This window comes from Paenibacillus sp. FSL H8-0048 (genome assembly GCF_038002825.1).
Lineage (GTDB): Bacteria > Bacillota > Bacilli > Paenibacillales > Paenibacillaceae > Paenibacillus_AQ.
The window spans coordinates 2,706,663-2,726,860 of record NZ_JBBODF010000001.1 but is presented as its reverse complement, the minus strand read 5'-3'; the positions used below and the strand labels follow the sequence as shown (position 1 = coordinate 2,726,860).

The following is a 20,198-nucleotide window of genomic DNA, read 5'->3' as shown; positions in this document are numbered from 1 at the left end:
GGAATTACTCCACTTGCTGCCGGAAGAATGAATCCTGGTACAACAGCAGTTGGAAAAACAGCACTTAATTTAATCACATTTCATTCAAAGTGCCATTAGCGATACGATTAAATGCTGTTTTTCCACTTGCTTGGGTATTAACGTAAGCAATTGAATAAATAAGATACATTTATCCACCTGTTGTGCCGGAGTCGGTTGCAGGCGGGGCCGAGTGGGTTGAAGGCAGTGCCGGAGTCGGTTGCAGGGGTATGGCGGGGAAAAAGGCCCGGGGGGAGTTGACTTTATCTGGTTAGCTGGAGGAGAAGCGTATGTGCTATAATGGCAGGAATTCGAACGGCGGTCAGTTGAAGAAGCTGCCGGAGTTGAAATAGATCTTATGTCGGAGAGCCGCCGCAGAGCAGCCTTGGACGAAGCATATATGAAGCGGCCGGATACGGCCGGGTATCCTGATGGTTGTGGAGGAGGTTGTCGAATGTTCCGTTCCTGGTATCGCCGGTTGCTGCTGTCTTATTTCCCTATATTTTTGCTGACGGTGACGATTCTGATCTTTGCCTCTTTTGTGTTTATTAATGATATCTCCCGGACGGAAACGAAGAAGGCAGACCGCATCTCCGCCAGCTATCTCAGGGATAGTGTAGACCGGACGATCAAGGAAGCTGAGCTGTCGGTGCTCGATGCGGTAGAGCGGAGCGATGCTTACAAGCTATACTTCAATAATCAGGGAGTGACGGACACATCGACTATCTATGCTGTGGCCCTGAGTCTGCGCAATCTGATTAAGGAATCCTCGTATATCCAGTCGGTGTATTTGTATGACCGTGTGCGTGGAAGCGTTCTAACCGATACGGGGCTGAAGGAGCTGGAGGGATTCGCCGACGAGGACTGGATCAGGGCCATGACTTCGAATCCTACAGTTCCGGAAGGCTGGCAGCCGGTCAGGGATTACCATTCGGATCTGTCCCAGCGTACAGAAATTCGTGTGCTGACAACCAATAAAGCAATGCCGCTCCCCTTCGGCTCCGGGGGGATACTGGTCATTAATATCAAAATGAGTGCACTGGAGCAGCTCATCGACAGCATGGTTAACCAGCAGCTCTCGTTCATGACGATTCTGGACGCTAATGGCAACACCGTGTACCAGGCCCATTCCGATACGCAAGGTGCGGCTGACGGTAAGCTGCTGAACACACTTAAGCTGGAGAGAAACGGCTGGACGTTTGAGAGCGGAATCAAGGCGGGGAATCTGTTCAGCTGGGTCTCTGTGATCTCTTATCTCTGGGTAGCGATTGCGGTGGGAACTGTGGTCTGTGCAGTATTGTATCTGATCTATGTAACCCGGCGCAATTATAAGCCGATCCAGGTGATTATGAACCGGATTGAGGGCCATCAGATCCGCATGATGGATCAGTCTACCGACAGGCCGGACGAGATGATGCTGATTGACGGCGTGCTGGAGGATCTGATCAACCACATGACTGATTATGATACCAAAACCAGGGAGAACCTGCTGCTTCAGCGCAGCAAGCTGTTCACTGATCTGCTGCACAGCGAGCGGCTGGAGCAGGTGACCCAGCGGCTGGAGGAGCTGTCTCCGCTTACCGGTGCGAATGCTTCCTCGCGCTTCATCGTTGTGCTTGGGGAGATTAACCGCTATGAGCAAGTATTCGAGGACCGGTATACCCGGGGGGATCAGAATACGCTGAAATTTGCTCTGATGAATGTATTCCAGGAATTGGCGCGGAATGCGGAGCTGCAGGGATGGGCAGAATGGGTGGGTACCGAACGTGCAGCGATCCTGTTCCTGGCAACCGGCGGCGATCATGAGATGGAGTCCAAACTCCGGGTCTTCGCGGAGGATTGCCGCTCCTGGGTCGAGCAGAATCTGCGGATCTCGCTCAGCTTCGGCATCGGCTCAGCCGCCGCCGGGCCGGGGATGATCCGCGAGTCTTATGCGGCAGCCGAATATGTGATGCAGCACAAGCTGCTGATTCATGAGGATATCGTCTTGGCAGGCAGCGGTGAAGTGCGCCAGCCGCTGCTTGAGACGTATAAATATCTGCAGATGATTGCTGAATTCGTGAAGTATTTCCGCATGTCGAGCGGCCAGTGGCGGGAGCAGCTGGAACGGATCTTCGAGTCGTTCGAACAGGATTTCCTGAAGGACGAGGATATCCGTTCCCTGATCCAAGCTATGCTGCAGATGCTGAGCCGCGAAGTGGCGGTGATGTCTGAGCAGCTGCAGGATGAGCTGTCGGCGGAGAATGCAGAAGTTCGGCTGAAGCAGCTGGAGGAGGCCGAGGCGCTGCATGAAGTGAAGACCATTCTCTTCGAGTATGTCACCGATTTATTCCGTACCTATGTCTCTGCAAGCGAAACGAAGAGCTACCGGGCCATGGTCAATGAGATGAAGGATTATATCGAAGAGAACTTCACTAATCCCGATCTTTCGCTGAAGCATCTGAGTGACCGGTTCCAGGTCTCCGGCAAATACGCCAGCTATCTGTTCAAGACTGAATTCAAAATGAAGTTCGTGGATTTCCTCACCGAGCTGCGGATGAAGGAAGCCGAGCAGCTGCTGACCGATACGGATTGTTCCCTGCAGGATATCGCGCTTCAAGTAGGATATGCGAATGCCATTTCATTCGGCAGAGTCTTCAAGCGCATTGCCGGTATCACGCCGGGCGATTACCGTTCCTCCAGACGCCGCGAAGCAGCCTCCAGAATGGAGCCGCAGGACTAGAGCAAGCTGTAATAATGAAGGAATTCCATTAGCCGGTGCAGTAGGGGAATCATCTGCCGCATTCGTGTAAGGTCCAGGCCGCATTTCTCTTACGCCAACCTTTGAACAAGGGGGCGAATAGCGATGCGGCCTGTATTTTTGCCCATATGAAAGCGGTTTATTGTACGAAAATGGTTGGTCTGATAAACCGGATGTCCGAATTCAGGCGCTTTGCCGCATCCGAAACAGGTTTATTGTCAGACCTTCGAAAGTTATGGAATACTGTGGTCATCCCGGAACAACAAGCAGCCTTGAACGCTGAGGGTAATACAGGCTTGAACGGGACAATGCTAAGAGTACGGGCACAGTGAAGCTCGGGGGTATCATGAAGTCACCATTATAGCCTGCTAAGGCGAGGGAGATGGAACAATGACAGTGAACGTAAACCAAACAGTTCTGAAGAAGGCAATCGGCATCGGCTTGACCGCAGTAATGGGAGCTACTCTGCTTGCAGGCTGTTCCTCAGACGGTAAATCGAATTCGGCAGCCGGAGGTACAGACGCACCCGGGAAGAGCGCAGAACGCGTAACCTTGAAGGTAGAGATCTTCGACCGCGGTAAAACGCCGAAGCAATACACCATTACCAATAACTTCATGTCTCAGATGATTCAGAAAAATTTCGGTGATCCGAATAATATCAATGTAGAATTTGTTCCGGTGCAGCGTTCAGAGGAAGTGACCAAGCTGAACGTACTGATGGCCAGCAATACGGATGTGCCGGATATTGTCTTCACTTATGATTCCAGTGTCTTCTACCGTTACGCCCAGCAAGGCGGGCTGACCGATGTGGGTTCCCTGCTTGAGGAGCACGGCCAGACGCTGAAGAAATTCATTGGTGACGAGACGATGGCCTTCGGCCAGCTCGACGGTAAGCAATTCGCGATTCCGGGTAAACGGGCGATTACAGGACGCTACACTTCATACATCCGCCAGGACTGGCTGGATAAGCTGGGGCTGCCGGTACCGAAGAACACCGATGAGCTGTACACAACTTTGAAAGCGTTTAAAGACAAGGACCCGGGCGGTCTTGGCAGCAAAACGATTCCGATGGGCATGTCCCTCGGCTCCGCTCAGCTGGAGACGCTGATCTACTCCTTCATCAAGCCGATCAGCGGCGACCTAACTTACAGCCAGCGCTACGAGCTGCCGCTGCATGAGGGCTTCAAGGATGCGGCACAGTTCCTCAACAAGCTCTACAATGAAGGTCTGGTCAGCAAGGACTTCAGTCTGGATGAAGACAAAGCCCAGGTGTCCAAGGACATTCAGAACGGCAACGTAGGCTTCTTCTCCGAGGATGTGGACAGTCTGTTCTATGCCGACGGTACGCTGGAAAATCTCTATAAGAATGTACCGGGCAGCAAGCTGCAGCCGGTAGATGTCCTCACCAATGCCAAGGTGGACAATAAGTATATCAAATCCCGCTATGCCTCGAACGGTATGTACATCATGATTCCTAAGAGCAGCAAGCGTGCAGTGGAAGCTGTGAAATACCTTGACTGGATGGCAACCGGCAACAATCTGATTGACATCTACAACGGCGTTGAAGGCGAGAACTACGATATGGTGGATGGTATTCCGGTAGTTAAGGCTGATGTTTCTCAGGAATTCCAAGACCGTCTGTTCACTTCCGGGGACACCGCGATTATCTCTAACGGTAAGAATCTCGGCGATCAGGCCACCAATGAGAAAGCCTGGATTATGGGCTTCCCTGCGAACAACCAGGAGGCGCTGAAGCAATCTATTGATATTGCCAACACAGATACTGTGGGTCCTATCGTCTTCGGCAAGCCGATTGAATCAGAATCGAAATACGGCACTACGCTCAGCGACAAGCTCAACGTGATTATCGTGAAGACCGCGATGGCGAAGCCGGATCAATTCGATACGATTTTTGAACAGGAAATGAAGGATTACATGTCTCTGGGCGGAGACAAGCTGAAAGCGGAGTTGGAGCAGGCGCTTACAGAGATTCCAGCCAAATAAACTAAAAAAAGTGAAAACCGGGGGAGCTGGCATGCTGCTCTGCCCGGTTTTTTCTCCATAGGAGGAGAGGACCTTGAGCAAAGCGTCTTACATCAAAAGGTACTGGCAACTATACGCGCTGCTTTCACTGCCCATTATGTATTTCCTGATTTTCCGCTACGGCCCGATGTACGGGGTGCAGATTGCCTTTAAGGATTTCAACCTGTTCCAAGGCATCAACGGCAGTGAGTGGATCGGCTTCGATGCATTCCGCGAAGTGTTTGGCATGAAGGAGTTTTACAGCAGTCTGCGCAATACGTTTATGCTGAATTTTCTCGATTTGGTAGTGTCTTTCCCGGCCCCGATTATTCTGGCTATTATGCTGTATGAAGTGAAGTCGGTATGGTTCAAAAAAATATCACAGACCCTTCTCTACATTCCCCATTTCATTTCCTGGGTGATTATCGGGGGGATCGTCTATCAATTGTTCGGCAACCAATCCGGTATGGTGAACGGCCTGCTGGAGAGTATGGGGCTGAACCCTATTCCATTTTTGACCGAAAAAAATCCATGGCTGATTACTTACCTGTTCACTGGTGTCTGGCAAAGTGCCGGCTGGGGAACCATCCTGTATCTGGCGGCGCTTACCGGTGTCAACCGCGAGCTGTTCGAGGCTGCTGAAGTGGATGGTGCTACCCGGATGAAGAAGATCATCTACATTACACTGCCCAGTATCAAACCAACGATCATTACTCTGCTCATTCTCAACCTGGGGAAAATGGTCAGCATCGGCTTCGATCGTCCCTACATCATCGGGAATACGGCAGTGCGCGAATACTCCGATGTGCTTAGTACCTTCGTCTACCGGATTGGTCTGGAGTCGGGCCAGTATACACTGGCGACTGTAGTCGGATTGTTCCAGGCGGTGGTTGGACTGGTATTCATCCTTGGTTCCAATTATATATCGAAAAAAGTGACCGGCGACGGCATTCTATGATTATACAGAAAGGAGGCGGAGTACGATGAGTGAACGTACCTCTAACCGGATATTCGATATCGTTAACGTTACCTTTATTGCACTGTTCGTGCTGTTCTGCCTGGCTCCGTTTGTACACGTTATTGCGGTATCCCTCAGCTCCACGCGGGCTATTACTTCCGGGGAAGTTACGATTTTCCCGATTGAGCTGAACTGGAAGGCGTATGTGCAGGTCTTCACCGACAATGCGATGATCCGCTCGCTGATCTTCACCATTATCCTGACGGTTGCGACTACGGTATTATGTATGCTATTCACCGTTGCAGCCGCTTACCCGCTGACCAAAAGCAAGCTGAAGGGACGCACGATGTTCATGTACCTGATCATCATCACCATGTTCTTCAGCGGCGGTATTATTCCTGAGTACCTGCTGATCCGTGATCTGCATATGATCGACTCTGTCTGGTCGCTGATTCTGCCCGGTCTGGTCAGCCCGTTCAACCTGATTATCCTGATCTCCTTCTTCCGCAGCATTCCACCGAGCTTGGAAGAGTCAGCAGAGATTGACGGCAGCTCGCATTTTCGCACCCTGCTCAAGATCATCCTGCCGTTATCTATGCCGGTTATGGCTACACTCGCGCTCTTCTATGCGGTGGGACGCTGGAACGGATTCCAGGATTCCCTGATGTATATCAATAATCCCGATTTGTATCCGCTTCAGCTGAAGCTCTTCCAGATGGTTCAGAACAATATGATCACTGAGCTGACGAACCTGGAGGGGGCGGCCCGTACCAAGCTGCCGCCGGAGAGCCTCAAGGCCGCTACTGTCGTCTTTGCCACGGTACCGATTCTGGTCGTCTATCCTTGGCTGCAGAAATATTTCGTCAGTGGTGTTATGCTAGGAGCTGTGAAGGGCTAACTAACAACACTGCGATACTGTGAGAGGAGAGACAGAGAAGATGGATAAGGGAGAGTTTTCATTCTCAACCTGCTGGAACATGAGACGTCATACTACAGGTGATGGACTGCTTAATGAGATCCGGGAGCTGGGATTCCGCAGGGTAGAACTGAATTATAATGTGACGGAGGAAATGCTGGTTACCATTGAGCCGATGATTGAACGCGGGGAGATCGGTATATCGAGCGTTCATAATACGTTCCCCCATGTCGCGGACCCTGACTATGGAACGGATTCGGTCCTGCTGGGCTTCGAGGATAAGGAGAAACGGAAGCGGGCGATAGACCTGCTGGTCCGCTCTGCAGAGTACGCTCAGCGTTACGGCGGCGAAGCTGTGGTAGTGCATCCGGGAGAGGTGCCGTTCCCGTATGATATCTCTGGGGAGCTGGAGCAGATCTACGAGGGACAGGGCAGGGATTCGGCGGCTTACCGCAGCAAGTGGGCGGAGCTGATGGAGCGGCGTGAAGCGTACAGTGCCGGCTATGTACAGACCATTATCGAGAGTCTGGATGAGGTGTGTAACCGCGCGGTTTCCAAGGGGCTGGATATCCGCTTCGGCATCGAGACACGCTCCAAGCCGCAGCAGATTCCGACGCTGGCGGAAGCGAAGACGATTATCAACGCATTAAAAGGAGCACCCGTCGGCATCTGGTATGACACAGGCCACGCTATTCTGATGGACCGTCTGGGTCTGTATGACAGTATAGGGGAAATGGAAGGGCTGATGGATGATATCGTCGGTGTCCATATTCATGAGACGATCGGCCTTGCCGACCACTGGTGCCCTTATGTGAACAGCGGAGATCCGGATTTCTACGATGCCTATCTGCCGATGATTGAGCGGGCGCAGGTCAAGGTGTATGAGCTGAAGGCTGCCTGCCGGCCGGAAGAGATTCATGAGAGTCACCGTCTGCTTACAGCCAAGCTGGCACGCAGGGGATAGGCCGATTGGCGGGAGCTTCGAGAGTTCCGAGATATCCGCAAGGAGGAAGCGCAATGTATAAGCAACTGGTGGATAGTAATGACAAAGCAGTAGAACAGGGAATTCCCCGGCAGGTGCTGGATGAGAGCGACCTGTATTATGGAGGAACCCTTGATCCCCATACAGGGATTGCCTGGGTGAATCACACGACCGGCACCCCGACGGACATGTGTTATTGGGGTGCGGCGCTGGTGAACCCGGATTCCCGGTATTACCGGGATGAGGAGCTGCTGGAGCGGCTGAAGCTGGCCACGGAGTTCGTGCTGCGCTTCCAGCATCAGGACGGCTCTATCTCCCCGGGCTGGACGAATTATCATTCGCCGCCGGATACGGCCTTCGTTGTGGTCGGCTACGCGCAGTTATATCAACTGCTGGCGAAGCACGAGTGGCCGCCGCTTCAGCCGGTGCTGGACAACATGCTCCTGTTCCTTAATCAGTCCCTCCCCGTTATGCTTACGGGCGGAGTCCATACTCCGAATCACCGCTGGGTGATGTGCGCGGCGCTAGGATTTCTCTATGAGCTGTTCGGCGAAGAAGAGGCCCGGCAGCGGGCGGATGAATGGCTGGCGGAAGGAATGGATATTACACCGGACGGGGAATGGACCGAGCGGAGCAACGGCATCTACAGTGCCGTAAGTGATATTATGCTGATTCATGCCGCCCGGCTGCTGGATAAGCCGGAGCTGCTGGACCCGGTGCGCCGGAATCTGCATATGATGGTCTACCTTGTGCATCCGTCCGGCGAAGTCGTGACCGATTATTCCGGGCGGCAGGATCTGGGGGTGCTCCATGATCTGTCTCCTTATTATCTGCCCTATGCGATTCTTGCCCGTTCGGATAAGGATGCCGTGCTGGCGGGTATGGCGGAGTGGGCCGGACGCTCCTTATCCAATCCGGGCGTCTGCTCGGTGAACGCTCTGGTACGGATGCTGCTGGAGCCGGAGCTGCAGCGGCCGCCGGAGGTTACAGCAGAGCTGCCCGTGCAGTATGAACAAATCCTTAACGGTGATTTCCTGAGGGATGGCTATCTGCAAAGAATGGAGTCGGCGGGTCACCAGGGGAAGATCTACCACAGCCGGCTGCATACCGACTTCGGGGCGCCTGTGGCACGGCTTAGAGACGGGACGACCAGCGTGACGCTGATCACGGAGACGCCATCGTTCTTCGCGTTGCGCCACGGCGCTGTAAGGCTGCTGGCCGTTCAGCTGAATACCAGCTTCAATCCCGGATTCGTGCCGATGCAGGAGATGACCCGGCTGCCGGAGGGCTATTCACTGAAGGGCGTGCAGAAGAAGGGCTACTACGGTCCGGTTGAGGGGGCACTGCTCCCGCCGGAAGCGGGAACGGCGGTCAGCCCGTGGTATCTTTTGCCGCATCAGAGCCGTCCGCTGACCCATGAACAGACGTTGTCTGTAGAGACAGAGGTACACCGTACAGAGACGGGCTGGACGATCCGGCTGCACTGCGCGGAGCCTGCCCAGGTCCTGGCTCAGTTGTCCTTCAAATTCGGCTGGGAAGGCAACTTCACTTCAGGTGAGCTGCAGACGCTGGACGAGGACAACTTCCTATGGAGCGGCGGTCTGCTCCGGTACACCTATGGCGGAGACTGGATCGACCTGACGGGCGGCGAAATGGCACATCTCGGCAGAACAGCCCCGGAACCCGGTTCGCTCAAGAACTACAAAACCGTGCAGGTTAACCTCGTGACCCCGTTCGATAAGACCTTCACGCTTACTCTCTCTCCTGCACAGTAGAGAAGGCGGAGGTCGGAGCGTGTGGGCGATGGCATGTTCGCTTGGGCAGACACCAACATCTTCGGAGGCTGGTGTCTTTGCTGTGTGGAGGGTTAGCGGAAATGGGCACAAGCAGCGCAGTACCCCCGGGTTCGAGAGGAAACAAGTGGAAAAGTGTAGCTTAATTTAGCTATTTATGGTGGGTGTAGGGAAGTAAGTGGAAAAACGTAATTTAATTATGTTAGTTTCGGCATCTTTGGGTGGTATGTGTTAGTTTAAGTGTAATTTTTCCAACTGTTGTTGTAGAGGGGGATATTCTTATATGAGCAAGTGGAGAAAATCCAACTGTAGTAGCGAGCATATCGTAGCGAGTACATAATCTAAACGTAGCAAGCGTTCACCGTAATGATACTCAGCAGAGGAGCCTCCCAGTCTGCTGCTTCCTGGCAGTCCGGGAGGCTCCTCGATTTGTAAATGTTAGTCGCCACCGCCGCCGCCAGAATCTCCACCGCCGGAATCGCCGCCTCCATGGCTGCTGTGACCTCCGCTGTCCCAGCCCCCGTGGCTGCCGTCATGATGACCGCTATCCCAGTGACTGCCTCCATGGTTATGAGAATGATCTTGTGAATGATTCCCGTGGTGATGACCCTGATAATGGCTGGCCCCGCTATGCCCATCCGTGTTCCGCTGTTCATCGTGGCGGCTGTCACCAGCGTAGCTGCCGGCATCGGCTCCGGTACCTGTGATGAAATAATGATCTCCCGAGTGAGAGCGGGTTCTATTGCCGTAATTTTTGTACCGCGCATTACGATTACTGCGATTAATAAACATCACCGCAACGAAGATAACTGCTCCTGCGAATAGTAAGCTTCCCATCATGCAGAACCTCTCCTTTAACCAAATGTTGGATTGCCCTCATAAAAGAATCATACCATACTCCTGGAACCTACCTGGAATGCTGCTTGAATTGTCTCGGGGTGAGGCCGGTATACTTCTTGAATACTTTGGTAAAATAGCTCTGGTCGTTAAAATGCAGACGGGTGGCGATATCCGATAGCGTGATCCCGGGCAGCTGGATCAGCCGCTTGGCTTCTTCGACCCGCTGCTGCTGGATGTAGTCGCTGATGGCGGTGCCGGTTTCTTTTTTGAACAGCTGGGACAGGTAGCTGGCGCTCATTCCGGCGTATTCAGCCAGCCTGCCGAGCGGAAGCTCCTCATACAGGTGATTGTATATATAATTCCGGCACCGGTCGGAGATGCGGGAATGTCTTGCGCTGCGGCTGCCCTCTACCTGATCAGCGAAGTCGCATAGAGCGGCCAGCATGGCGCTGTCCACCGCCGGAATATCGCGAAGCTCCTCAATGTGCTGGATATGGAAGTCACTCAGGGTATAGGCAGCCTCCCAGAACAACCCGCCTTCAATCGCCGCTCGGGTGGCCAGCGTGATGGAGGAGACAGCCAGATTTTTTTTGCTGCGCAGCTGGCTTTTGCGGGACAGCCTTCCGTAGCTCTCTTCGGCAAAAGAAGCATGGGTCCGCAGCAGCCCCGCCTTGTCCCCGTTCGTAATATGGCGGAACATTTCGCGTTCCTGCATCGGGTCATGGTGCAGCCATGTATGCTCCCGGCGGTAGGATAAGTCCAGATCCGGGCTGTCGTCAGCCGGATGCAGCGGTTCTGCCAGCGTACCCGCCGCCAGCAGCAGCTCTGTCACGGACAACGCCTGCCCGGTGGCAAGCGTGTAGAGCAGGAGCGCGGCATGATACCAGCGCGTCAGGCTGATCACAGGCAAGCTGCCGTAGTACTCTAGCCAGCTTGCCTGCTGCCCGGGCGGAATGTTGTGATCGCGCAGCAGGCTGGCTGCGTTATCACCGGTAACAGGTGCGTTCAGCGCCGGACCGATGACGATAGCACCGCCATTGCCCTGAAGCTGGAGAATAATGAAACTCTCCAGGAAGCCGGTTGTGTGCAGATACGGTAAAGCGTCTGCAGCAGCAGTTCTGCCCGTCACTGCGCTAAGCATCCCGCCTTCAGTTGCTGTTCCGCTACTAACCGTGCTATACATCTCGTCCGTCTTCACGTTGAGCGTCCTGCCCGCCGCCGCCACTCCGTATCCCCGGACAAGCTCCATAACCTCGACCGGCAGGCCGCCCGTCCCCTGAACGGAGGGCCGGTCCACTAAAGCCGATGCCATAGTAAGACGGAGCGCAGCCGCTTCATCAATCCACATGACCGGCACCCGGTAAGCTTCGTAGATCAGCTTACAGATGTACTCTGGATCTTCGTCATTCCCGCTTAGCTTCGCCATGGGCCACCTCCTTTATTTGTATACTTAGAATACCAAAGATCGAAAGAAAGTACCATAAATGGCCGGTACAGTCGTATAGAATGGAGTCAAGAAACCGTATTCATAGGAGGCAATACAATGGTAAAGGACATAACCGCGATTCGGAAGCTCATTTCACAAATGACACTGGAAGAGAAGGCCGGACTCTGCTCCGGGCTGGATTTCTGGAACACCAAAAGTATCGAGCGGCTGGGCATTCCATCAGTGATGGTAACAGACGGACCCCACGGGCTCCGCAAGCAGCAGGGCGACGCAGATCATCTGGGATTGAATAACAGTGTGCCGGCAACCTGTTTTCCTTCAGCGGCCGGACTGGCCTCCTCTTGGGACCGCGACCTGATTTTCCGGGTAGGCGAGGCGCTGGGAACGGAATGCCAGGTGGAGAATGTCGCCGTTCTGCTCGGACCGGGCAATAATATCAAGCGATCTCCGCTGAATGGCCGGAATTTTGAATATTTCTCAGAGGACCCGTTCCTGGCCTCAGAGATGGCTGCGAATCATGTGAAGGGGGTGCAGAGCCAGGGGGTCGGTACTTCCCTGAAGCATTATGCCGCCAATAATCAGGAGCACCGCCGCATGTCTGTAGATGCTGTTATTGACGAGCGGACGCTGCGTGAGATTTACCTTGCCAGCTTCGAAGGCACTGTGAAGCAGAGCCAGCCGTGGAGTGTCATGTGCTCGTATAATCAGGTGAACGGGGAGTATGCTTCCGAGAGCTATGAGCTGCTGACCAAGGTGCTGCGGGAGGACTGGGGCTTCGAAGGCTTCGTCGTGTCGGACTGGGGAGCGGTCAATGAGCGGGTGAAGGCGCTGGCGGCAGGGCTGGAGCTGGAAATGCCGTCAAGCGCTGGAATCGGAGACGCTAAGATCGTAGCGGCTGTGAATAGCGGCGAATTGGCTATGGAGACGCTGGATCTCGCGGTAGAGCGGATGCTGGCCTTTATCTTCAAAAGTGTAGAAAACCGCAATCCGCAAGCGGTCTTCGATGCAGATAAGCATCATCAGCTTGCACGCGAAGTGGCCCGGGAGAGCATGGTGCTGCTGAGGAACGAAGGCGGAATTCTGCCCCTGGCGAAGAGCGGACAGATTGCCGTGATCGGCGAATTCGCCAAGCAGCCGCGCTATCAGGGCGGGGGCAGCTCGCATGTGAATCCATCCCGGATGGATGATGCCTTCGTTGAATTACAGGCCGTTGCGGGGGATGCAGCCAGCTTCCTGTACGCACAGGGCTATGAGCTGGAGAGCGATGACATCAATGCTGATCTGCTGCGCGAAGCCTGCGATACAGCAGCCAAGGCGGATGCAGCTGTGCTGTTCCTCGGCCTGCCGGACCGCTACGAATCGGAGGGCTATGACCGTAGCCATCTGCTGCTGCCTGCGAGCCATAAGGCGTTGATTGAAGCGGTGGCTGAGGTGCAGAGCGAGATTATTGTAGTGCTGAGCAACGGCGCGCCGGTTGAGATGCCTTGGCTGCATAGGGCGAAGGCGGTGCTTGAAGGCTACCTTGGCGGTCAGGCTTTTGGCGGTGCGGTTGCGGATCTGCTCTTCGGCGAAGTGAGCCCAAGCGGCAAGCTGGCGGAGACCTTCCCTATGAAGCTGAGCGACAATCCGTCATTCCTGAACTTCCCCGGTGAAGGCGATACGGTGGAGTACAAGGAAGGCTTGTTTGTAGGCTATCGTTATTATGATAAAAAAGAAATAGAGCCGCTGTTCCCCTTCGGCTTCGGCCTTAGCTACACGCAGTTTGAATATAGCGGTCTGCTTCTGGATCAGACCCGGATTCAGGACACAGATACCGTTCAGGTGTCGGTCACGGTCAAGAACACCGGCAGCATAGCGGGCAAGGAAGTTGTGCAGCTCTATGTCAGCGATGTGGAGAGCAGTGTGATCCGTCCGCTGCAGGAGCTGAAGGGCTTCGCCAAGATTGAGCTGCAGCCCGGGGAAGAAGGCGTCGTAACCTTCACTTTGGATAAGCGTTCCTTTGCCTACTACAATGTGAAGCTGGCTGACTGGCATGTAGAGAGCGGGATGTTCAAGATTTCTGTTGGAGCTTCGTCACGCGATATCCGCCTGAGCACGGAGCTTGCGGTAGAATCCACCGTGAAGCTGCACGGCCGCTTCCACCGCAACACCACAGTCGGCGATCTGCTCGCCAATCCGCTGACGGAGGAGAAGGCGAAGAGCTTCAGCAGTGTGTTCGGGCTGGAGGATGTGCTTGGCGACAATCCGGAGATGCTGCTGGCCATGATGAAATATATGCCGCTGCGCGCCATGATCGGCTTCGGCCAGGGCAAGTATACCGAGGCGGATCTGGAGGCGGATCTGCAGGAGCTGAACAGGCTGGCTGGACAGGCGTAAGAGCATATTCCGCGGGAAGACATATCGTTTGTCCTCCCTATACAAAGATTAAGAGGCAGCGGGATATTCAGTCCGCTGCCTTAAGCTTAGGAAAACGGCATGCCAGATTAATATTCTCCAATGCCACCGCATTCCGCACACCGGCAGGCAGCTTAACCCTGGTGATTGCCAACCCCTATAAGGAGTCCCGGACACTGCATCTGGAATACGGTGCTGCGCTGCACTCCTTTGTGCTTGAGGCGGATTCAGAAGAAGGGCTAATCATGAGCCGTGACCTCCGGAGGCTGGAGAGTTGCTTTTGGCAGCGTGATTTGCTAACATAGGATGTAAGTTAATAATTTAGTTAATAGTTCTCTAGGGTTCCGCAGCAGGTACACACCGCTGGTCTGGTCCGAGGGAGAACACACGGATGAAGCGAATCCGTGTATACACGGAGGGACAAAAGCCCGGGAGGTATCGTCAGGTAATGACGATAGCCTTCCGGGCTTATTTTATGAAACAGGAGGACGGAGAAATGAAGAAGAACACTAAGAGCTGGATCATGATTGCAGGCGCTGCCTGCTTTGAAGTGATATGGGTCATCGGGCTGAAGCATGCCTCCGCTCCATGGGAATGGGCGGTAACGGTAGCGGCTATCCTGATCAGCTTCTACGCCCTCATCTGGGCTAGCGGCAGGCTGCCGGTAGGCACGGTCTATGCTGTATTCGTCGGACTTGGAACAGCGGGCACCGTTCTGGCGGGTGGAGTTCTGTTCGGTGAACCGCTGCGGCCGCTGAAGCTGCTGCTGATTGGCCTGCTGCTGGCGGGCGTTGTCGGCTTGAAGCTGGTTACCCCGGCTCAGGCTGAACCTGAACAGGCAAAGGGGCTGAACTGAGATGGCATGGGTGATGCTGATTGCTGCCGGAATATGTGAAATGTTCGGGGTCGCCATGATTGGCAAGCTGTACAAGAACCGCAACTGGCAGTCCTTCTGCCTTTTGATACTGGGCTTCGGGGCAAGCTTCCTGTTGTTGTCTCTGGCGATGGAGAGTCTGCCCATGGGGATTGCTTACGCGATCTGGACAGGAATTGGAGCGTCAGGAGCGGCGATCATGGGGATGATATTCTACGGTGAAGCACGGGATGTGAAGCGGATTGCCTGTATTGTAGTGATTCTGGGAGCTGTAGCGGGCCTGAAGCTAATTGGCTGAGGCTGCTGAAACTTTACAAGCTCCACACTTACCCGGATGTTTCGCAGACGCTATTATGGTAAGTATATAAGTAAGAACATTATTCTTATAAGGAGACTTATCACATATGAGCAAACCTGTATCTGAGAGTATCCGCCTGAATGACGGAGCTGTGCTGCCCAGACTGGGGCAGGGAACCTGGCAGATTGGCGACCAGCCAGCGAAGCGGGCGGAAGAGATTGCTGCGCTTCGCCAAGGCGTGGAGCTGGGCATGAATCTGATTGATACGGCTGAGATGTACGGGGACGGCCGCTCCGAAGAACTGGTTGGTGAGGCGCTGCAGGGCATCCGTGACCGCGTATTTCTGGTCTCCAAGGTGTACCCGCATAATGCGGGCGGGGCCAAGCTGATAAGCAGCTGCGAAGCCAGCCTGAAGCGGCTCGGCACAGACCAGCTGGACCTGTACCTGCTGCACTGGCGCGGCAATATTCCTTTGGAGGAGACGGTGGAGGGGATGGAGGCACTGGTGGCTTCCGGCAAAATCGCCCGCTGGGGCGTATCCAATCTGGATACGGCAGATATGCAGGAGCTGCTGCATATCTCCGGCGGCAATCACTGCGCAGTGAATCAAGTGCTCTATCATCTGGGCTCAAGAGGGATTGAGCATGAGCTGCTGCCTTGGCTGAGAGGACATAAGATTCCTGTCATGGCCTATTCTCCGCTGGCACAGGCGGGAACGCTGAGAAAAGGGCTGACCGAGAATGAAGCCGTGCAACGGATTGCCCGGAATCATGAGGTCACTCCGCTGCAGGTTCTGCTGGCCTGGACCATCCGTGACGGGGATGTCATCGCTATCCCCAAGGCCGCCACCCGAGAGCATGTGAAGGAGAATGCGGCCGCCGCTAGGCTTGTGCTTACAGACGACGAGCTGTGGCAGCTCGATGACGCTTTTCCCCAGCCGTCGTGGAAGGTTCCGCTGGACATGATTTAATCATAGCTTAACTGCTGCTGCATGGCATAGCATAGCCGTCTCCGCATGGGGGGCGGCTTTTTTTTGTTAACCGAATACAATGGGCGACCTGATATTATACGTGAATTTGTGCATCCTATGGAGAAGCTTGTAGGCCGATTGGAGCAGCGCGGATACCGGACTTAAGCCCCTTGGCAGGAGCTCTTAAATGTTGTCAACAATGTTCATGCCGAAACCGTGTTTTCAATTTGGTGACAAAGAAAGCGCTTTGATTTACGATGTGTTCAAAGGGAAAACACCTTTCAGAGTGCGGTGCGGAAGGTTCCCGTTCATTACAATAAGGGGGCATCTTAAATGGCCACAACGGCAACGAAACAAACCTCATCCGGCGGTGCAAGGGTGAAGGTTCAACAATTCGGACGTATGCTCAGCGGTATGGTAATGCCGAATATCGGCGCTTTTATCGCTTGGGGATTGATTACAGCATTATTCATTCCAACGGGCTGGTATCCTAATGAAAGCCTTGCAGCTCTTGTAGGCCCAATCATTAACTACCTGCTTCCACTCTTGATCGGCTACACCGGCGGACAGATGGTTCACGGCAAGCGCGGTGCTGTCATCGGCGCACTGGTAACCATGGGGGTTATCGTCGGCTCAACCATTCCAATGTTCCTGGGTGCGATGATTGTCGGTCCGCTGGCTGCCTGGGTGCTGAAGCAGTTCGACAAAGCAGTGGACGGCAAAATCAGAGCCGGGTTCGAAATGCTGGTCAACAACTTCTCGCTGGGGATCATCGGCGGCGCGTTGACGCTGGGAGCCTTAAAAGGCGTTGGGCCGCTGGTTCAGGGCTTGACCAACATCCTCTCAAATGGTGTAGAGTTCCTGGTTAACCACAATCTGCTGCCGCTCATCAACATCATCATTGAGCCGGCCAAGGTACTGTTCCTGAACAATGCGATCAACCACGGGGTACTGGGACCAATTGCGCTTGAAGAGTCCCAGAGAATCGGCAAATCCATCCTGTTCATGCTTGAATCGAATCCGGGTCCTGGTCTGGGCATTCTGCTGGCCTACTGGCTGGCGGGCAAAGGCTCTGCCAAATCCTCCGCACCGGGCGCCATTATCATTCACTTCCTGGGCGGGATTCATGAGATCTACTTCCCTTACATCCTGATGAATCCGCGTCTGATTCTGGCAGTCATCGGCGGCGGAATGTCCGGTACATTCACCTTCCAGATGCTGGGCGCAGGTCTTGTAGCTTCTCCTTCTCCAGGCAGTATCTTTGCTTACTTCGCAATGACGCCTAAGGGCGGATATCTTCCAATGATTGCCGGGGTTGTCGTGGCTACCATTGTATCGTTCCTGATTGCAGCTGTGCTTCTGAGATCTTCCAAGAATAATGATCAAGAAGAGATGGATTTGGAAGCGGCAGAGGCCAGAATGAGAGACATGAAGTCTGCCGGTACGGCAGCACAGACTGCTGCAACTGCAACTGTAGCCTCCAATGTCCGCACCAAAGCCAATGTGAACAAAATCGTCTTCGCTTGTGATGCAGGGATGGGCTCCAGCGCAATGGGCGCCTCGGTCCTGAGAAAGAAGCTGCAAAATGCAGGGGTGAACATCACCGTTACGAACTCTGCGGTCAGTGAAATTCCGGCGGACGCGGACATCGTGGTCACGCAGAAGACGCTTACCGACCGGGCGATTGCCAGCAATCCGCAGGCAGAGCATATCTCGATTGATAACTTCCTGAAGAGCCCGAAGTATGATGAGCTTGTAGAACGTTTGAAGTAAACGGCATAAGTGTAAGTTGAAGTAGACGTATACAATGCTAAATAAGGAGACGCTGGCCGCCAAAGCCAGCGTTGTCTCCATATAGCGAGGGTTAGCGGAAATGACGAAAATTACCGCCAGACAGCGCCAGATCCTATGGCTTCTGCTTGAAGCAAGCGGAGAGATTACCGCTGTGAAAATTGCCGAGGCTACCGGGGTAAGCGTAAGGACCGTACACCGGGAGATGGAGGATATAGAGTCCGCGCTTGAGAACTTTGATCTTAATCTGATCAAAAAATCAGGCAAAGGCATCCAGTTGAGCGGCCCGGAGGCCGGTCTTGCGGAGCTGCGCCTGTTCCTGCGGGAAGAGAAGCCGGCGGATTATTCCGGCGAAGACCGCAAGGTATTCGAGCTCTGTGTTCTGCTGGAGGCGGAGGAGCCGGTGAAGCTGTTCACACTTGCGCACTCCCTTAAGGTTACAGTTGCTTCTATCAGCTACGATCTGGATGAACTGGAGCAGTGGGTCCGTAAGTTCGGGCTGGAGCTTGTCCGGAGAAGAGGCTATGGCGTTGAAATTACCGGCAGCGAGCTCGACAAGCGCCGGGCGATTGGCCGGTTAGCCGCAGAGCATCTGGATCTGTCTGATCTGGTCGGTCATGGTTCTCTGGCTGAGAGCAATCCGGCTTTTCGTGTGCTGTTGACTACAGTCGGTCAGTCCAACCTTATGGAAGTAGAGAATACGCTGTGGGATATGGAATGGAAATGGACGGCGGAGCTGCCCGAAATTGTCTATATGGAAATGCTCCTGGCCCTTGCCGTCACTACCCGGCGGATTGAGCTTAGCCGGAGCATCGACAGCGGGGCGGAAGCAGGCTATTCCAGGGTCTCCGACCACCGGAACATTGCCGGAGCCGAGCGATTTGTGCAGCAGCTCGCAGAGGTGCTTGAGCTGAAGATTCCCCGGGTAGAGATTCTATATATTGCCGGGCTGTTCGACCGGGTTCAGGATTCCTTCTCCTCTTCCGGCTATGCTTACGGCGATATTGAATTAATGGAGATTGTTTACAAGCTTACCGAGAGCGTGGTCAAGCGGACGGGGTTGCCCTTCCAGAGCGACCGTTCCCTGCGCGAGGGCCTGCTGGAGCATATTGATCCGGCATTGAAGCGGATTCGGGAGGGTACCCGTATCCGTAACCCGCTGCTCGGCCCGATCCGCAGGGATTACGAATATCTGTTCAACATCCTCCGCGCAGCCGTGGAGGATATGCAGCTGGAGCTTACGATCCCGGATGAAGAAATCGGATTTCTGGTCATGCATTTCGGGGCTTCCGCAGAGCGGCTGAACCAGCTAAGGCGCAACGTAAGAGCCATTCTGGTCTGTGCCAGCGGCCTAAGCTCCTCCCGGCTGCTGGCTACCCGGCTGACCAAGGAAATGCCGCAGATTGAGATTCTCGGCAACATCTCCTGGTATGAAGCGGCGCGCCTGCCTGATGAAGATTACGATCTGATTATATCTACCATCGATCTGCCGATTGACAAGGAGCGTTACATCAAGATCAGCCCACTGCTCACAGCGGAGGAGATTGAGAAGCTGCTGAATTACATTCAGAACACGACGCTGCGGGAACGGGGGAAAGGGCGGAACGGTGAACCGGATCAGGCGGTCCGGGAGGAAGCCTCGCTTGAACGTCTCAGGAGCTACAAGGGTATTCTGGATGAGATCGTCAGCCTGCTGGAGCGTTTCCGGTTCCATCCCATTGATAACCAGGGGATGGATCTGTCAGCGACGATCGTGGAGATGCTGGAGACGCTGAATGGAAACGGCGTGGTCGGGGATGCCGGGATTGTGCTGGAGCGTCTGCTGGAGCGGGAGCGGATGACCAGCCAGGTAATCCCGGATACGGCGCTGGCGCTGTTCCATACCAGAAGCAGCCATATTCACCTGTCATCGCTGACCCTGTACCGTCTCGATCAGCCCGTAATTCTGGAGGGGGATACAGAGGTCCGGGTCATTCTGCTTATGCTGGCTCCGCGCAGACTCTCTAAGGAGAGCCTGGAGGTGCTAAGCGAGATCAGCGCACTGCTGCTGAACTCTGAGCTGGTTCAATTGCTGGAAGAACGTTCAGAGTCAGAGATCCGGGGGTACTTGTCCTCGGAGCTGCTTCATTTTTTCCAAAATAAATGTTGAAAGAGG

General features: G+C 54.3%; 14 protein-coding genes and 1 riboswitch. Of the genes, 12 read left to right on the top strand and 2 right to left on the bottom strand.

What is annotated here, in order from left to right; all coding sequences use genetic code 11:
* Positions 1-472 precede the first annotated feature (472 nt).
* From NSU18_RS11655 to NSU18_RS11630, 6 genes are all read left to right on the top strand, one after another.
* Positions 473-2,740: a helix-turn-helix domain-containing protein gene (locus NSU18_RS11655; protein ID WP_341019625.1), complete on the top strand. Its 2,268-nt coding sequence runs from the start codon at positions 473-475 to the stop codon at positions 2,738-2,740.
* Positions 2,741-3,148: 408 nt separating this feature from the next.
* Complete coding sequence (locus NSU18_RS11650; RefSeq protein ID WP_341149075.1) at positions 3,149-4,762, top strand: extracellular solute-binding protein; 1,614 nt, start codon at positions 3,149-3,151, stop codon at positions 4,760-4,762.
* Between the two features lie 136 nt (positions 4,763-4,898).
* Entirely contained in the window at positions 4,899-5,738 is an 840-nt protein-coding gene (locus NSU18_RS11645) for an ABC transporter permease (protein WP_341023153.1), read from the top strand.
* Between the two features lie 25 nt (positions 5,739-5,763).
* Positions 5,764-6,636: a carbohydrate ABC transporter permease gene (locus NSU18_RS11640; protein WP_341019629.1), complete on the top strand. Its 873-nt coding sequence runs from the start codon at positions 5,764-5,766 to the stop codon at positions 6,634-6,636.
* A 79-nt stretch (positions 6,637-6,715) separates the two neighbouring features.
* The gene (locus tag NSU18_RS11635; RefSeq protein WP_341149074.1) at positions 6,716-7,618 is read left to right on the top strand and encodes a sugar phosphate isomerase/epimerase family protein; all 903 of its coding nucleotides are present in this window, start codon (positions 6,716-6,718) and stop codon (positions 7,616-7,618) included.
* 53 nt (positions 7,619-7,671) lie between these two features.
* Positions 7,672-9,411: a hypothetical protein gene (locus NSU18_RS11630; RefSeq protein ID WP_341019633.1), complete on the top strand. Its 1,740-nt coding sequence runs from the start codon at positions 7,672-7,674 to the stop codon at positions 9,409-9,411.
* Between the two features lie 359 nt (positions 9,412-9,770).
* Here the strand turns inward: NSU18_RS11630 and NSU18_RS11625 are convergent, their stop codons facing one another.
* Together NSU18_RS11625 and NSU18_RS11620 are read right to left on the bottom strand one after the other, a co-directional pair.
* A complete protein-coding gene (locus NSU18_RS11625; protein WP_341149073.1) occupies positions 9,771-10,196 on the bottom strand; it encodes a hypothetical protein in 426 nt (141 codons plus the stop codon).
* A 140-nt stretch (positions 10,197-10,336) separates the two neighbouring features.
* A complete protein-coding gene (locus NSU18_RS11620) occupies positions 10,337-11,695 on the bottom strand; it encodes a helix-turn-helix domain-containing protein (RefSeq protein ID WP_341019635.1) in 1,359 nt (452 codons plus the stop codon).
* Between the two features lie 117 nt (positions 11,696-11,812).
* Here NSU18_RS11620 and NSU18_RS11615 point away from each other — a divergent pair, with 117 nt between their 5' ends.
* From NSU18_RS11615 to NSU18_RS11590, 6 genes are all read left to right on the top strand, one after another.
* A complete protein-coding gene (locus tag NSU18_RS11615; RefSeq protein WP_341149072.1) occupies positions 11,813-14,092 on the top strand; it encodes a glycoside hydrolase family 3 C-terminal domain-containing protein in 2,280 nt (759 codons plus the stop codon).
* 343 nt (positions 14,093-14,435) lie between these two features.
* Positions 14,436-14,547, top strand: a riboswitch (guanidine-I (ykkC/yxkD leader).
* Between the two features lie 59 nt (positions 14,548-14,606).
* Positions 14,607-14,966: a DMT family transporter gene (locus NSU18_RS11610; protein ID WP_341019638.1), complete on the top strand. Its 360-nt coding sequence runs from the start codon at positions 14,607-14,609 to the stop codon at positions 14,964-14,966.
* Position 14,967: 1 nt separating this feature from the next.
* Complete coding sequence (locus NSU18_RS11605; protein ID WP_341019640.1) at positions 14,968-15,282, top strand: DMT family transporter; 315 nt, start codon at positions 14,968-14,970, stop codon at positions 15,280-15,282.
* A 106-nt stretch (positions 15,283-15,388) separates the two neighbouring features.
* On the top strand, positions 15,389-16,252 hold the full coding sequence (locus NSU18_RS11600; RefSeq protein ID WP_341019643.1) for an aldo/keto reductase: 864 nt from the start codon (positions 15,389-15,391) through the stop codon (positions 16,250-16,252).
* Positions 16,253-16,585: 333 nt separating this feature from the next.
* Entirely contained in the window at positions 16,586-18,025 is a 1,440-nt protein-coding gene (locus tag NSU18_RS11595; RefSeq protein ID WP_341019644.1) for a PTS mannitol transporter subunit IICB, read from the top strand.
* 100 nt (positions 18,026-18,125) lie between these two features.
* Entirely contained in the window at positions 18,126-20,192 is a 2,067-nt protein-coding gene (locus tag NSU18_RS11590; RefSeq protein ID WP_341019646.1) for a BglG family transcription antiterminator, read from the top strand.
* The last annotated feature ends 6 nt before the right edge of the window (positions 20,193-20,198 follow it).

Bases quoted from the DNA above. Each gene is read 5' to 3' on its own strand.
- NSU18_RS11595 (WP_341019644.1), top strand. From the start codon at position 16,586: ATGGCCACAACGGCAACGAAACAAACCTCATCCGGCGGTGCAAGGGTG.
- NSU18_RS11635 (WP_341149074.1), top strand. From the start codon at position 6,716: ATGAGACGTCATACTACAGGTGATGGACTGCTTAATGAGATCCGGGAG.
- NSU18_RS11610 (WP_341019638.1), top strand. From the start codon at position 14,607: ATGAAGAAGAACACTAAGAGCTGGATCATGATTGCAGGCGCTGCCTGC.
- NSU18_RS11640 (WP_341019629.1), top strand. From the start codon at position 5,764: ATGAGTGAACGTACCTCTAACCGGATATTCGATATCGTTAACGTTACC.
- NSU18_RS11645 (WP_341023153.1), top strand. From the start codon at position 4,899: ATGTATTTCCTGATTTTCCGCTACGGCCCGATGTACGGGGTGCAGATT.
- NSU18_RS11620 (WP_341019635.1), bottom strand. From the start codon at position 11,695: ATGGCGAAGCTAAGCGGGAATGACGAAGATCCAGAGTACATCTGTAAG.
- NSU18_RS11590 (WP_341019646.1), top strand. From the start codon at position 18,126: ATGACGAAAATTACCGCCAGACAGCGCCAGATCCTATGGCTTCTGCTT.
- NSU18_RS11600 (WP_341019643.1), top strand. From the start codon at position 15,389: ATGAGCAAACCTGTATCTGAGAGTATCCGCCTGAATGACGGAGCTGTG.
- NSU18_RS11650 (WP_341149075.1), top strand. From the start codon at position 3,149: ATGACAGTGAACGTAAACCAAACAGTTCTGAAGAAGGCAATCGGCATC.
- NSU18_RS11605 (WP_341019640.1), top strand. From the start codon at position 14,968: ATGGCATGGGTGATGCTGATTGCTGCCGGAATATGTGAAATGTTCGGG.
- NSU18_RS11615 (WP_341149072.1), top strand. From the start codon at position 11,813: ATGGTAAAGGACATAACCGCGATTCGGAAGCTCATTTCACAAATGACA.
- NSU18_RS11625 (WP_341149073.1), bottom strand. From the start codon at position 10,196: ATGCGCGGTACAAAAATTACGGCAATAGAACCCGCTCTCACTCGGGAG.
- NSU18_RS11655 (WP_341019625.1), top strand. From the start codon at position 473: ATGTTCCGTTCCTGGTATCGCCGGTTGCTGCTGTCTTATTTCCCTATA.
- NSU18_RS11630 (WP_341019633.1), top strand. From the start codon at position 7,672: ATGTATAAGCAACTGGTGGATAGTAATGACAAAGCAGTAGAACAGGGA.